The following is a 14,365-nucleotide window of genomic DNA, read 5'->3' as shown; positions in this document are numbered from 1 at the left end:
GGCCCGGTGAACGATGAGGTGGGGTAACCATGAACGCGCCGTACGACGGTGACCGCGGTCAGGGCGCGGGCGACCCGGGCTACCCCGAGGGCCCGCCGCCCGAGCACGGCCAGGTGCCGGCGCAGCCCCCCGCGGACATGTACCTCCAGGACGCCTACAACCAGGATCCGTACCGGGCACAGGACCTCTCCGCTCAGGACCCGGTGGCCGAGGCGCTCTACGACCGCGCCGCACACCCCCCGCCGCCCCCCGGGACGTACCAGCCGCAGCCCCCGCTCTACGGACAGCCCGACCGGTCGCCGTACGCCCCCGACCCCCAGGTCTGGGCCCAGACTCCGGCTCCCGAGCCGGACGGAGCCACGCAGTACCTGCCGTACGGCGACGACCCCCGCACCACCCAGTACGTGGGCGTCGACGCCCTGGTCACCCAGGCCGGGGAGGAGCGGCACGAGCCGGACGCCTTCGCTCATCTCTTCCGGGACCAGCAGCAGGGCGGCGGACAGCAGCCCATGGAGCCCCCGGCGGTGCCCGGCCCGTCCCCCTCGCCCGTCCCGGGCCACGGCCCCGCGCCGCAGGCGCAGAGCCCGGCGTCCGACGCCACGATGCAGCTCACCCCCAAAACAGCGCCCGCCGCCGCACCGGCAGCCCCGAAGAAGAGCGGTCGTGCCGCGGGGCTGCTGAAGTCGAGCGCCGTCATGGCGGCGGGCACGATGGTCTCCCGCCTCACCGGCTTCGTCCGCTCCGCGCTGATCGTGTCGGCCCTCGGCCTCGGCATGCTGGGCGACTCCTTCCAGGTCGCCTACCAACTGCCCACCATGATCTACATCCTGACCGTGGGCGGCGGCCTCAACTCCGTCTTCGTGCCGCAGCTCGTGCGCGCCATGAAGGAGGACGACGACGGCGGCGAGGCATACGCCAACCGCCTGCTGACCCTCGTCATGGTGGCCCTCGGCACGCTCACCGCACTCGCGGTCTTCGCGGCCCCCCTGCTGGTGCGCGCCCTCTCGGTGAAGATCGCCGACGACCCGGCCGCCAACGAGGTCGCCGTCACCTTCACCCGCTACTTCCTGCCCACGATCTTCTTCATGGGCATCCACGTCGTGATGGGCCAGATCCTCAACGCGCGCGGCAAGTTCGGCGCGATGATGTGGACGCCGGTCCTGAACAACGTCGTCATCATCGTGACCCTCGGCATGTTCATCTGGGTCTACGGCAGCGCCGCGGACTCCGGCATGGGGGTCACCACCATCCCGCCGGAGGGCCAACGGCTCCTCGGCATCGGCGTACTGCTCGGCCTCGTCGTACAGGCCCTGGCGATGATCCCGTATCTGCGCGAGACCGGCTTCCGGATGCGGCTGCGCTTCGACTGGAAGGGCCACGGCCTCGGCAAGGCCGCGATGCTCGCCAAGTGGACGATCCTGTTCGTCCTCGCCAACCAGGCGGGCGCCCTCGTCGTCACCCAGCTGGCCACCGCCGCCGCGGGCGAGAACCCCAAGATCCAGGGCACCGGCTTCGCCGCCTACGCCAACGCGCAGCTCGTCTGGGGCCTGCCCCAGGCCATCATCACGGTCTCCCTGATGGCGGCCCTGCTGCCACGGCTGGCCCGCTCCGCCCACGAGGGCGACGCCGGCGCGGTCCGCGACGACATCTCCCAGGGCCTGCGCACCACCGCCGTCGCGATCGTGCCCATCGCCTTCGGCTTCGTGGCCCTCGGCATCCCGATGTGCACTCTGATCTTCGGCTCCTCGGGCACCACCGAGGCCACCAACATGGGCTTCATGCTGATGGCCTTCGCCCTCGGCCTGATCCCCTACTCCGTGCAGTACGTCGTCCTGCGCGCCTTCTACGCGTACGAGGACACCCGCACGCCCTTCTACAACACGGTGATCGTGGCCGCCGTCAACGCGACGGCCTCCGCCCTCTGCTTTTTCGTACTCCCGTCCCGCTGGGCCGTGGTCGGCATGGCGGCCTCGTACGGCCTCGCGTACGCGATCGGTGTCGGCGTCGCCTGGAACCGGCTGCGCAAGCGGCTCGGCGGCGACCTCGACGGCACCCGCGTCCTGCGGACCTACGCCCGGCTGGGCATCGCCTCGGTACCGGCCGCGCTGCTCAGCGGCGCGGCCTGCTACGGCATCGGCCACACTCTCGGCCAGGGCGTCGGCGGCTCGTTCGCCTCCCTGCTCGGCGGCGGGGCCGTCCTGCTGGTCGTCTTCTATGTCGCCGCTCGCCGTATGCGCATTGAAGAACTCAACTCGTTGGTGGGTATGGTGCGCGGGCGACTGGGACGGTAAGTCGAGGGCAAGCACAACCATCGTCTGCCACCGCGTGTCGTGCAGAGCGGCGGACTGTGGGCACAATTGGGTTTGGCGTCGGAAAGCTCGCATTGGATGGGGAGGCAGGAGCGACGGTGGCGGAACGGAGCACGGCTGCCGTCGACGTGGCAGACAACAGCGGCGACGAGCCGCTGACCGCGCAGGCGGACGAGTCCACGGCCGACGGCGTGGCCCAGAACCGGGAGCGGGACACGGAGAACGACGAGGCACAGGGGAGCGGCGGGACCGAGAGTCCCGAAAAGGCCTCACCGCCCGAACTGCACAGCGGCCACAAACTCGCCAGGCGCTACCGCCTGGAGGAGTGCGTCACCCGTCTGGACGGATTCAGCAGCTGGCGCGCGGTCGACGAGAAACTTCGTCGCGCCGTCGGCGTGCACATCCTGCCCGCGGACCACTCACGGGCACGTTCCGTGCTGGCCGCGGCCCGCTCATCGGCGCTGCTCGGCGACCCCCGCTTCGTGCAGGTCCTCGACGCCGTCGAGGAGAACGACCTGGTGTACGTGGTCCACGAGTGGCTGCCCGACGCCACGGAGCTGACCGCGCTCCTGGCCGCCGGCCCGCTGGAGGCGCACGACGCCTACCAGATGGTCAGCCAGATCGCCTCCGCGATGGCTGCCGCCCACCGTGAGGGCCTCGCGCATCTGCGCCTGACCCCGGGCACCATCCTGCGGAGTTCGTCCGGCCAGTGGCGCGTGCGCGGCCTCGCGGTCAACGCAGCGCTGCGCGGCATCACTTCCGACACCCCGCAGCGCACGGACACGGAGGCGATCGGCGCCCTGCTGTACGCCGCCCTCACGCAGCGCTGGCCCTACGAGAGCGACGCGTACGGCCTGTCGGGGCTGCCCAAGGGCGTCGGCCTCATCGCACCCGACCAGGTGCGGGCCGGAGTCCACCGCGGCCTCTCGGAACTCGCGATGCGCGCGCTCGCCAACGACGGCGCCACCGCCTCGCGGCACGAGTCCGCGTGCACGACGCCCGAGGAACTGGTCAAGGCGATCGGCGAGATGCCCCGCATCCGCCCGCCGGAGCCGGTGTTCACGGCCCCGCCCGAGTATCAACGCACCACGTACCAACAGGGCTCGTACGGCCGCCAGGCGCCCCGCCCGGGCGTCACGCAGCCCCTGCCCACCCCGCCTCCCCCGCTCCAGAGCCGGACGGGCAAGGCACTCAAGTGGGCCGTGTCCGCGCTGCTGATCGCCGCGCTGGGCCTGGGGAGCTGGCAGTTGGCGGACGCCCTCATGGACCAGGGCGGCAAGTCGGACGAGACGAACCAGACCCAGACGACAGACGACGGCGACAAGAGCGGTGACAAGGACAAGGTCACCAGCGCGCCGGTCGCCATCGCCCATGCCCGGGACTTCGACCCGTTCGGCGATGGCTCCGAGAAGCCGTCGGACATAGACAAGACCTACGACAGCAGCCCCAGCACGTACTGGCAGACGGACTACTACAACGGTGCAGACTTCGGGAACCTGAAGCCGGGCCTCGGGATAATCCTCGACCTCGGCAAGGTCCAGGACGTCGGGAAGGTCACCGTCTCCTTCGTGGGCGACACGTCCGTCGAACTGCGCGCCGCCTCCAGCGACTCCGGTTCGGAGCCCACCTCCTTCGACGCCTACAGCAAGGTCGCGGAGGGTTCCGGCACGAGTGTCGCGCTCTCGCCGGACAAGGCCGTCAAGTCCCGCTACCTTCTGATCTGGCTGACCAAGCTCCCGCTGACGAATGAGGGCACCTACCGCGGCCGGGTGGCGGACATCAAGGTCACCAGCTGAGGCTGAGAGGGAGGGGGTCCGATGGCAGAAGGTGACGGGTACGACGGGGCGAGCGATCAGGACCTCCTCGCCCGCCATGTCGACGGTGACCCCGACGCCTTCGGTGAGATCGTGCGTCGGCACCGTGATCGGCTCTGGGCGGTGGCCCTGCGGACGCTGGGGGACCGCGAGGAGGCCGCTGACGCCGTCCAGGACGCCCTCGTCTCCGCCTACCGGGCCGCCCACACCTTCCGCGGCCAGTCGGCCGTCACAACGTGGCTGCACCGCATCACGGTCAACGCCTGCCTGGACCGCGCCCGCAAGGCCGCCTCCCGCAAGACCTCACCGGTCGACGACACCGAACGGCTGGAGCAACTGCTCGAACCGCACGAGTCGGCGTCGGCCCCCGCCGAACGCAACGATCTGCACCGCCAGCTCATCGAAGCCCTCGGCACCCTCCCGCCCGACCAGCGCGCCGCCCTCGTCCTGGTGGACATGCAGGGCTACCCGGTCGCGGAGGCCGCACGCGTCCTCGACGTGCCCACCGGGACGGTGAAGAGCCGCTGCGCCCGTGGCAGAGCCAGACTCCTGCCGCTGCTCACCCACCTCCGGCCGGAAAACGCCGGTGGCGACAAGGAATCGGGTGATGGACGGAACCGGGCGTCGGGGACATCCGTCCCACCCGCAGCGGGACCAACGGATGCAGGGCCAAGCGATTCAGCTGCTGTGAAGGGCGGAGGTGGGCGAGCGTGACATCCACGACCGACACGGCCGGGCACCCGGACGTCACGGAGATCTCCGACCTCACCGAAGGCCTGCTCACACCGTCCCGGACCGCGGACGTGGAACGGCATCTGGACGAGTGCGTCCTCTGCACCGACGTGTACACCTCCCTGGAGGAGATCCGCGGCCTCCTCGGCACCCTGCCGGGCCCTGTGCGCATGCCCGACGACATCGCCGACCGCATCGACGCCGCCCTCGCAGCCGAGGCCGATGTTTCACGTGAAACATCGGCTCCCGCCGACCGGCTCGCAGACCGTCCCTCGGGTCACGCTCACGCGGCCACCGGGCCGGGGCGGAAGGACCGAGCGCGACGCGGTCGGCGCCGGACGATTGTCCTCGGCACCGTCTTCACCGCCGCAGCCCTGGGGCTCGGCTCTCTCCTGGTGTCGTCGCTGGGCGACGACAGTCAACAGCCCGAGGCTGCCAGCACCTTCTCCGGGAAGAAGATCGAGACCCAGGTCGCCGAACTCCTCGAGGGCCAGGACGTCGGCAAGAGCAACCAGAGCAAGGAACCCTCGGTCGGCATCAAGGGGACCGGGCCCAGCAAATCGACCACCGACGAGTACAAGGACCTGAGGATTTTGCCGACGTCGGTCCCCACATGCGTCATGGAGGGCATCGGCCGCACCGACGCGTCCGTCCTCGGCCTCAAGGAAGGCACCTACGAGGGCACGGCCGCGTATCTCGTCCTGCTGCCCTCAGCGAACGACACCACCCGCGTCACCGCCTACATCGTCGACTCGGCCTGTGTGAAGCGGCCGTCGGCACCGGCAGAGGTCCTGCTGACGCAGTCCTACGCGCGTCGCTGAGCACGGACGCTTCGGCTCCCCTCTCTCGCGACATCCCGTACCGCGCGGCGCCCCTGTGTGCCCGGACACAGCGGGAATGCGGGCCCCGTAGGATCCGTTGGGTGGGGTGAGAGTTCTGAGAGAGGCTCCCACCGGTCGACGAAGCCGTCCAGAAACGAGGAAACACGCCGTGAGCGACGTCCGTAACGTGATCATCATCGGCTCAGGGCCTGCTGGCTACACGGCTGCGCTCTATACCGCACGCGCGTCGCTGAAGCCGTTGGTCTTCGAGGGCGCCGTCACCGCCGGCGGTGCGCTCATGAACACCACCGAGGTCGAGAACTTCCCCGGCTTCCAGGACGGCATCATGGGCCCCGACCTCATGGACAACATGCGGGCCCAGTCCGAGCGCTTCGGCGCCGAACTCGTCGCGGACGACATCGTCTCCGTCGACCTCACGGGTGACATCAAGACCGTCACGGACACCGCGGGCACCGTGCACCGCGCGAAGGCCGTCATCGTCGCGACCGGCTCGCAGCACCGCAAGCTCGGTCTGCCGAACGAGGACGCCCTGTCCGGCCGCGGTGTCTCCTGGTGTGCGACGTGTGACGGCTTCTTCTTCAAGGACCAGGACATCGCCGTGATCGGCGGCGGCGACACCGCGATGGAGGAGGCGACCTTCCTCTCCCGCTTCGCCAAGTCGGTGACGATCGTCCACCGCCGGGACACCCTGCGCGCCTCCAAGGCGATGCAGGAGCGCGCCTTCGCCGACCCGAAGATCCGCTTCGTCTGGGACAGCGAGGTCGCCGAGATCCAGGGCGACCCGAAGCTCTCCGGCCTGAAGCTGCGCAACCTGAAGACCGGTGAGCTGTCCGACCTGGCCGTGACCGGCCTGTTCATCGCAATCGGCCACGACCCGCGCACCGAGCTCTTCAAGGGCCAGCTGGACCTCGACGAAGAGGGCTACCTGAAGGTCGAGGCTCCCTCGACCCGGACCAACCTGAGTGGTGTCTTCGGCGCCGGCGACGTGGTCGACCACACCTACCGCCAGGCGATCACCGCCTCTGGCACCGGCTGCTCCTCGGCTCTGGACGCCGAGCGCTTCCTCGCCGCTCTGGCGGACAACGAGGAGCAGGCCGAGCCCGAGAAGACCTCTGTCTGACCCCCATCCGCCCCACCGCAGCATCGAGTTAAGGAGCCCCCTGTGGCCGGCACCCTGAAGAACGTGACCGAAGACTCCTTCGACGAGGACGTCCTCAAGAACGACAAGCCCGTCCTGGTGGACTTCTGGGCCGCCTGGTGCGGACCGTGCCGTCAGATCGCGCCGTCCCTTGAGGCGATCGCCGCCGAGTACGGCGACAAGATCGAGGTCGTCAAGCTCAACATCGACGAGAACCCGGGTATCGCCGCCAAGTACGGCGTGATGTCCATCCCGACCCTGAACGTCTACCAGGGCGGCGAGGTCGCCAAGACCATCGTCGGTGCCAAGCCGAAGGCCGCGATCGTGCGTGACCTTGAGGACTTCATCGGCTAGTAGTCGACGCAGTGGGCGATGTTTCACGTGAAACATCGAGTGGGCCGGTCCGCAAGGACCGGCCCACTCGTCTTTCGCCCAGCGTCTACAGCGGCCGAAGCACCGGCTCCTTCTGTACTGCTCCCAGCAGCCGGTCGATCGCCAACTCCACGTCTTCCTTCCAGGAGAGCGTCGTCCGCAGCTCCAACCTGAGGCGAGGGTGCACGGGATGAGGCCGCACCGTCTTGAAGCCCACGGCGAGCAGATGGTCGGCGGGCAGGACGCAGGCCGTCTCCTTCCAACGGGCATCCCCGAAGGCCTCAATGGCCCTGAAGCCCCGTCGTAGAAGATCCTTGGCGACCGTCTGCACCATCACGCGCCCCAGTCCCTGCCCCTGGTAGCCCGGCATGATGAACGCGGTCATCAGCTGCACCGCGTCCGGCGAGACCGGGCTCGTGGGGAACGCCGTGGCGCGGGGAACGTAAGCCGGAGGGGCGTAGAGCACGAACCCCACCGGGTTGTCGTCGACGTAGACGACACGGCCGCAGGAACCCCAGTCGAGCAGGACCGCCGAGATCCACGCCTCCTTCTCCAGCGCGGGCGTGCCTGCCTTTACCGCGGCTTCCCCACTGACGGGATCCAGCTCCCAGAAGACGCACGCGCGACAGCGCTTGGGAAGGTCCTGAAGGTTGTCCAGCGTGAGCGGTACGAGCCGACGCCCCATGAAGGCTGTTCCTCGCTTCCCTCGCCCGCAGCGTCGCGGGCGGCTGTCAGAGCGCTCCGTTCCCTGAGCAGACTGCCGACGAACCCGCCGACGGCGCCCAGTCCCAGACCCGCGCTCACCAGTCCGGTGCGGCTCACCGTTCGCATGGCCCTCGCCTCCTCAACTCAGAGGTGCTGCCAGGTGGACGCGCCATACCCGAACGCATCGTATCCACGAAGCGATTGCATCGATACCGCCTGAAAGCAAAGAGCGGGCTGTGTTCCGGTACCCACCGGAACACAGCCCGCTCCGACCGCCGAATGAGCGGAAATCCACCCGGCCGGCCGAGGCCTCAGTCTTCCGAGTCCTCGGAGTCGTCGTCCAGAAGGCTCTTCTGAAGGACCGGCCCCTCGCCCGGGGCGAGGGAGCTGAGGATGCGCTCAAGGTCTTCCATCGAGGCGAACTCGACGGTGATCTTGCCCTTCTTCTGCCCCAGGTCGACCTTCACCCGCGTCTCGAAACGGTCCGAGAGACGGCCCGCCAGCTCGGTCAGCGCGGGAGACACCAGGGCCCCTGCCCGCGGCCCCTTGGAACGCGAAGCCGCCTTCGGCCGCGAGCCCATCAGGGTCACGATCTCCTCGACAGCCCGCACCGAGAGTCCCTCGGCCACGATCCGGTGGGCCAGGCGGTCCTGCTCCTCCGAGTCGTCGACGGAGAGAAGCGCCCGGGCGTGCCCGGCGGAGAGGACTCCGGCGGCGACACGGCGCTGGACCGCCGGCGAGAGCTTCAGCAGCCGCAGGGTGTTGGAGACCTGCGGACGCGAACGGCCGATCCGGTCCGCCAGCTGATCGTGCGTGCAGTGGAAGTCCTGGAGCAACTGGTCGTAGGCCGCCGCCTCTTCCAGCGGGTTCAGCTGAGCCCGGTGGAGGTTCTCCAGCAGCGCGTCCAGGAGGAGCTTCTCGTCCTCCGTGGCCCGCACGATCGCCGGGATCGCCTCAAGGCCGGCTTCGCGGCAGGCCCGCCAGCGCCGTTCACCCATGATGAGTTCATAGCGAGCGGGACCCACCTGCCGTACGACGACGGGCTGGAGGAGACCGACCTCCTTGATGGAGGTGACCAGCTCTGCCAGCGCGTCCTCGTCGAACACATCACGCGGCTGCCTCGGGTTCGGCGTGATGTAGTCGAGGGGCAGTTCGGCGAAGTGAGCACCGATGGGCGGCGCCGGTGCTTCCCCGAATTCGTTCGAGGAGTAGTCCTCTGTTTCACGTGAAACAGGCGGCAACGTGGCCACCTTCGCCGCGGCCACTCCGCGCTCGGCGGTGAGTACGGGTACCGCAGCGGGTGAGGTGGAGGCGGCACCACCCCCCATCGCCGGTGGCGTCGGCCTGTCTCCGGTCGGTGCAGCAGGGATCAGTGCGCCGAGACCACGGCCCAACCCCCTCCGTCGCTCGCTCACTGGATCCCCTCCACGATGCTCTGTTCGCTCTGTGCGCCGATGTGGGCGTGCTGCGCGTCATAGCTGACGCCGACACCCTTCAGCGCGATTTCCCGGGCTGCCTCAAGGTAGGACAGGGCACCGCTCGATCCTGGATCGTAGGTGAGCACCGTCTGTCCATAGCTCGGTGCCTCGGAAATACGGACCGAGCGCGGAATGCTCGTCCGCAGCACCTCGTCGCCGAAGTGGTTGCGCACCTCGTCCGCGACCTGCGACGCAAGACGCGTTCGCCCGTCGTACATGGTGAGCAGGATCGTCGAGACATGCAGGTCCGGGTTGAGATGACCCCGAACCAGATCGACGTTGCGCAGCAACTGGCCCAGGCCCTCCAGCGCGTAGTACTCGCACTGGATCGGGATGAGGACCTCGGCACCGGCGACCAGGGCGTTGACCGTCAGCAGACCGAGCGAGGGAGGGCAGTCGATGAGGATGTAGTCCAGAGGCTGCTCATACGCCTGGATCGCTCGCTCAAGCCGGCTCTCTCGTGCGACCAGTGACACCAGCTCGATCTCCGCACCGGCGAGATCGATGGTGGCGGGTGCACAGAAGAGGCCCTCGACATCGGGGACCGGCTGAACGACTTCCGAGAGTGGCTTGCTGTCGATCAACACGTCATAGATGGAAGGAACATCGGCGTGATGGTCGATCCCCAGTGCCGTGGAAGCGTTGCCCTGAGGGTCGAGGTCCACGACCAGAACGCGAGCCCCGTGCAGGGCCAGCGAGGCGGCGAGGTTGACGGTTGTCGTCGTCTTCCCCACCCCGCCCTTCTGGTTGGCGACCACCATGACGCGGGTCTGCTCCGGCCGTGGCAGGCCTTCGCCGGCCCGCCCCAGAGCCTCCACCGCCAATTGGGCAGCACGACCGATGGGAGTGTCGTCCATCGGGGGCGGTGTTTCACGTGAAACATCCTCCCCAATCGACTCGGTTCGGGGACCGGGGACCGGATCGGTCATCGGTCCCGCGATGTTGGCGTTGGACCGCAAGGATTCACTCTCCTCGACTTCAGGCTCGCAATGAACAGAGCCTGCCATGTCTTCGGGGTCGTGAACCAGTGAGGCCTGGTGTTCTGTGGAGAAATCCACCTCTGTGGACAACTCCGTTACCTCTCCGAGTGAACGGAGCGGCTTTCGGTCGCGGGGAGCGGCCGCGGCCCGGCCGCGGCTGATGATGCCGTGCAGCAGTGAGCGACGTTTCACGTGAAACAAGATGCCTAGCTGCGAGGGCCACGGCGGCGCGACACTCCGAGATGTATAGGTTTGGCAGCTTGTGTGGAGTAAGGCTCGTCGTCAGTGCGGATCAACGAACGTGACGAAAAACTCCCGACTCGGAGCCGACACCCTCAGCGTCGGCGCCGGGTCCGCCCCGTCCGGGCAGCCTTCGCCCGCTTCGCCGCGAACCGCACTCCGCCGGGGCTCTCCCCGACCACGACCCGCACAACGGTGGACAGCGGGTCCACCACGCCCTCACCCACATGCAGGATGGACGTCTCGACCGCCCCGAGCTTGCTCAGCGCGGTGGCAGAAGCCTTCAGCTCCTCCTCCGCTGCGTCCCCCTTGAGCGCGAGCATCTCCCCGTACGGACGCAGCAGCGGGATACCCCAGGTGGCCAGACGGTCCAGCGGAGCAACGGCACGCGCCGTCACCACATGGACCGGCTGGAGCGACCCCATGACCTCCTCGGCACGCCCACGGACGACCGTCACATGGTCCAGGCCCAACAGCTCGACGACCTCGGAGAGGAAGTTGGTCCGGCGCAGCAGGGGTTCGAGCAGCGTGATCTTCAGGTCCTCCCGGACCAGTGCCAGCGGAATACCGGGCAGCCCGGCACCCGAACCGACATCGCACACCGTCACGTTCTCGGGCACGACCTCCGAGAGCACCGCACAGTTCAACAGGTGCCGCTCCCAGAGGCGGGGCACCTCACGCGGCCCGATCAGACCGCGCTGCACACCCGCCTCGGCGAGCAGCTCCGCGTATCGGACCGCGTCCGCGAAGCGATCGCCGAACACCTCGCGCGCCTCCTCGGGCGCCGGGGGAAGCTCCGCTGCCTCCGTCACGGGGGACCGTCCTTCCGTACCGCATGAGCGCACTGGGCGCTGATCACCAGGACTATCAGGGACCGGTGCTGTCGAGGACCACAAGGGGACGAACAGGGGGACAACAGCTGCCGGGAACCAAGGCTGACAAAGTTCGGCCCCGTCTGCGCAACAGACGGGGCCGGAGTGACGTACGTATCGATCAGGCGGGAAGAACGACGACGAAGCGCTGGGGCTCCTCGCCCTCGGACTCGCTGCGCAGGCCGGCGGCCTTCACCGCGTCGTGCACGACCTTGCGCTCGAACGGGGTCATCGGCTTCATCTTGACGGGCTCGCCGGAGCTCTTGACCTCGGCCGCCGCCTTGGCGCCCAGTTCCGACAGTTCCTCGCGCTTCTTCGCGCGGTAGCCCGCGATGTCGAGCATCAGGCGGCTGCGGTCCCCGGTCTCCCGGTGCACGGCCAGGCGCGTGAGCTCCTGGAGTGCTTCCAGCACCTCGCCGTCCCGGCCGACCAGCTTCTGCAGGTCGCGGCTGCCGGCGTCGCTGATGATCGAGACAGCGGCGCGGTCGGCCTCGACATCCATGTCGATGTCGCCGTCGAGGTCGGCGATGTCCAGCAGACCCTCAAGGTAGTCCGCCGCGATCTCGCCCTCCTGCTCCAGGCGGGACAGGGTGTCGACACCCTCTGCTGCGGCGGAGGTGGTGGTGCCTTCCGTCACGGGATGGACTCCTTCTTACTTCTTGGACGGGGACTTGGGGCGCTGCGGACCCTTGCGCTGTCCGGACTGGGCCTTGCTGCGGGCACCGGAGCCGGGCTTGGAGGCGGCCTGCTTGGCGGCTCCTCCGGCCGGCTTGGCGTCCTCGGGCTCGTCGGACTTGCTCAGCGACGTGGTGGGGGTGTCCTGATCGGCACCGCCCGCGGGCTTGGGGCCGCCCGACTGACGCTGGGACTTGCTCTGGCGCTTGGGCTGCTGGCGCTTGGGCGTACCGGTGGCGGGCGTACCGTCCTCGGTCTCGGTGACCTCCGGGTTCACGCCCTTCGTCACCGTGCCGTCGGCCTGGGCCGCCAGGCCCGCCTTGTTCAGGCCGTTGATGAACTTGCGCTCGAACTCGTTGCGGTCGCGGCCCTTGGTGACGATGGCCTTCACGATGGCGCGCTCACCGCGGCTGCGGGTCTTGCCGTGGTGCGTTACGTGCTTGTGCAGGCGCTCCAGGTAGGCGGCCTGTGCCTTGCTGCCCGGGGTCGGGTTGTTGCGGATGACGAACATCTGCTGGCCCATGGTCCACAGGTTGGTGGTCAGCCAGTAGACGAGGACACCGACCGGGAAGTTGATGCCGAAGACGGCGAACATGATCGGGAAGACGTACATCAGCATCTTCTGCTGCTGCATGAACGGCGTCTTCACCGTGGTGTCGACGTTCTTCGTCATCAGCTGGCGCTGCGTGTAGAACTGCGACGCCGACATCAGGACGATCATGACCGCGGTGACGATGCGGACGGTGCTGAGCGAGGCGTCGAGCGCCGCGACGTCGGACGCGCTGTCCGTGAACTTCGCGGCCAGCGGAGCGCCGAAGATGTGCGCCTTCTGCGCGCTCTCCAGCAGTCCCTGGTTGATGACACCGATGGTGTCGTTGTTCGCGATGCTGTTGAGCACGTGGTACAGCGCGAAGAAGAACGGGGACTGCGCCAGGATGGGAAGGCACGAGGAGAGCGGGTTGGTGCCCGTCTCCTTGTACAGCTTCATCATCTCTTCGGACTGGCGCTGCTTGTCGTTCTTGTAGCGCTCCTGGATCTTCTTCATCTCGGGTTGCAGCGTCTGCATGGCCCGGGTCGCCTTGATCTGCTTCACGAAGAGCGGGATCAGGCAGATGCGGATCAGGATCACCAGGGACACGATGGACAAGCCCCAGGCCCACCCGGTGTCGTCGCCGAAGATCGCGCCGTACACGCTGTGGAACTGGACGATGACCCAGGAAACGGGTGTCGTGATGAAGCTGAAAATACTGGCAATCGTGTCCACTAATCATGCTCCTTGGACATGGGACGGGGTCTCGGCGGCCGGACTCGAAGGATTCTGCCCCTCGATGGCCGCGCCGGCGGCGGAGGTCCCGCCCTTGCGTGCATGCCAGGCGTTGCGCAGCATTTCGTGCCACCGCGGACGCTTTCGCGGCGGGACATGGTCCACACCGCCGAGCGACCACGGGTTGCACCGCAGGATGCGCCAAGCCGTGAGTGCCGTTCCCTTGACCGCGCCGTGCCGGTCGATGGCCGTATGGCCGTAGTGGGAGCACGACGGGTAGTACTTGCAGACCGGCCCGAGCAGCGGACTGATCGTCCACTGGTACAGCTTGATCAGAGCCAGTAGCGGGTACTTCATCGCGCGCCCCCTCCCAGCAGCCGCTGCAGAGCGGCGTCCAGGTCTCGGGCCAGCTGTGCATGGTCGGCATCGCCCGCACCGGGCAACGCTCGTACGACTACCAGGCTACCGGGGGGCAGCTCGGCGACTCTGTCCCGCATCAGGTGGCGAAGCCTGCGCTTCACCTTGTTGCGGACGACCGCGCCGCCCACTGCCTTGCTGACGACGAAACCCGCACGCGTCGGGGGAGCGCTCTCCCCAGGCGCGTGCGGGTCTGTGATACCGCTACGAAGATGGACGACGAGGAGCGGGCGGCCGGCCCGGCGACCCCGTCGTACCGCGGTCGCGAAGTCCTCGCGCCGCCTCAGCCGATGCTCGGTAGGCAGCACGACGTCATGACCTGATCAGGATCAGGCGGACAGGCTCGCGCGACCCTTGCCACGGCGGTTCGCGAGAATCGCGCGACCGGCACGGGTACGCATCCGCAGGCGGAAGCCATGGGTCTTCGCGCGGCGACGGTTGTTCGGCTGGAAGGTGCGCTTGCTCACTCGGGGGCTCCAGAAAGAATCGGTAGGTACCGGGGTGCCGTCTTGGCTGTCACCGTGCGC

The 14,365-nt window shown here is 68.4% G+C and carries 15 protein-coding genes; 6 read left to right on the top strand and 9 right to left on the bottom strand.

Annotated elements, in window-relative coordinates:
* Positions 1 to 29 precede the first annotated feature (29 nt).
* The 6 genes from murJ (at position 30) to trxA (ending at position 7,189) form a co-directional block, all read left to right on the top strand.
* On the top strand, positions 30 to 2,291 hold the full coding sequence (gene murJ / locus OG787_RS24180) for a murein biosynthesis integral membrane protein MurJ (protein ID WP_405536349.1): 2,262 nt from the start codon (positions 30 to 32) through the stop codon (positions 2,289 to 2,291).
* A gap of 116 nt (positions 2,292 to 2,407) precedes the next feature.
* Entirely contained in the window at positions 2,408 to 4,105 is a 1,698-nt protein-coding gene (locus tag OG787_RS24175; RefSeq protein WP_405536348.1) for a protein kinase family protein, read from the top strand.
* A 21-nt stretch (positions 4,106 to 4,126) separates the two neighbouring features.
* On the top strand, positions 4,127 to 4,837 hold the full coding sequence (gene sigM / locus OG787_RS24170) for an RNA polymerase sigma factor SigM (protein ID WP_405536347.1): 711 nt from the start codon (positions 4,127 to 4,129) through the stop codon (positions 4,835 to 4,837).
* The gene (locus OG787_RS24165; RefSeq protein WP_405536346.1) at positions 4,834 to 5,676 is read left to right on the top strand and encodes an anti-sigma factor family protein; all 843 of its coding nucleotides are present in this window, start codon (positions 4,834 to 4,836) and stop codon (positions 5,674 to 5,676) included. The genes sigM and OG787_RS24165 overlap by 4 nt, the downstream gene beginning before the upstream one ends.
* A 169-nt stretch (positions 5,677 to 5,845) precedes the next feature.
* On the top strand, positions 5,846 to 6,817 hold the full coding sequence (trxB, locus tag OG787_RS24160) for a thioredoxin-disulfide reductase (protein ID WP_369029133.1): 972 nt from the start codon (positions 5,846 to 5,848) through the stop codon (positions 6,815 to 6,817).
* A gap of 42 nt (positions 6,818 to 6,859) precedes the next feature.
* A complete protein-coding gene (trxA, locus tag OG787_RS24155) occupies positions 6,860 to 7,189 on the top strand; it encodes a thioredoxin (RefSeq protein WP_369029134.1) in 330 nt (109 codons plus the stop codon).
* A gap of 85 nt (positions 7,190 to 7,274) precedes the next feature.
* On the opposite strand, the gene OG787_RS24150 is transcribed toward trxA, so the two are convergent.
* From OG787_RS24150 to rpmH, 9 genes are all read right to left on the bottom strand, one after another.
* On the bottom strand, positions 7,275 to 7,892 hold the full coding sequence (locus tag OG787_RS24150) for a GNAT family N-acetyltransferase (RefSeq protein ID WP_369029135.1): 618 nt from the start codon (positions 7,890 to 7,892) through the stop codon (positions 7,275 to 7,277).
* Positions 7,893 to 8,223: 331 nt separating this feature from the next.
* Positions 8,224 to 9,327, bottom strand: coding sequence for a ParB/RepB/Spo0J family partition protein (locus tag OG787_RS24145; protein ID WP_369029136.1), 1,104 nt, complete (start codon positions 9,325 to 9,327; stop codon positions 8,224 to 8,226).
* Complete coding sequence (locus tag OG787_RS24140) at positions 9,324 to 10,397, bottom strand: AAA family ATPase (protein WP_369029266.1); 1,074 nt, start codon at positions 10,395 to 10,397, stop codon at positions 9,324 to 9,326. The genes OG787_RS24145 and OG787_RS24140 overlap by 4 nt, the downstream gene beginning before the upstream one ends.
* Before the next feature lie 308 nt (positions 10,398 to 10,705).
* A complete protein-coding gene (gene rsmG / locus OG787_RS24135) occupies positions 10,706 to 11,422 on the bottom strand; it encodes a 16S rRNA (guanine(527)-N(7))-methyltransferase RsmG (RefSeq protein WP_405536345.1) in 717 nt (238 codons plus the stop codon).
* A gap of 181 nt (positions 11,423 to 11,603) precedes the next feature.
* Entirely contained in the window at positions 11,604 to 12,119 is a 516-nt protein-coding gene (locus OG787_RS24130) for a protein jag (protein ID WP_369029137.1), read from the bottom strand.
* A gap of 15 nt (positions 12,120 to 12,134) precedes the next feature.
* Positions 12,135 to 13,421: a membrane protein insertase YidC gene (gene yidC / locus OG787_RS24125; RefSeq protein WP_369029138.1), complete on the bottom strand. Its 1,287-nt coding sequence runs from the start codon at positions 13,419 to 13,421 to the stop codon at positions 12,135 to 12,137.
* A 3-nt stretch (positions 13,422 to 13,424) separates the two neighbouring features.
* Complete coding sequence (gene yidD, locus OG787_RS24120; protein ID WP_105970238.1) at positions 13,425 to 13,778, bottom strand: membrane protein insertion efficiency factor YidD; 354 nt, start codon at positions 13,776 to 13,778, stop codon at positions 13,425 to 13,427.
* On the bottom strand, positions 13,775 to 14,146 hold the full coding sequence (gene rnpA, locus OG787_RS24115; RefSeq protein ID WP_105970237.1) for a ribonuclease P protein component: 372 nt from the start codon (positions 14,144 to 14,146) through the stop codon (positions 13,775 to 13,777). Before rnpA ends, yidD begins: the two co-directional genes overlap by 4 nt.
* A 21-nt stretch (positions 14,147 to 14,167) precedes the next feature.
* Positions 14,168 to 14,305, bottom strand: a complete 138-nt coding sequence (gene rpmH, locus OG787_RS24110; protein ID WP_006381191.1) for a 50S ribosomal protein L34 — start codon at positions 14,303 to 14,305, stop codon at positions 14,168 to 14,170.
* Between the last annotated feature and the right edge of the window lie 60 nt (positions 14,306 to 14,365).

Source organism: Streptomyces sp. NBC_00075 (genome assembly GCF_045041225.1).
Taxonomy (GTDB): domain Bacteria; phylum Actinomycetota; class Actinomycetes; order Streptomycetales; family Streptomycetaceae; genus Streptomyces; species Streptomyces adonidis.
The sequence above is the reverse complement of the archived record's forward strand: the minus strand, read 5'-3'. Positions and strand labels throughout refer to the sequence as shown.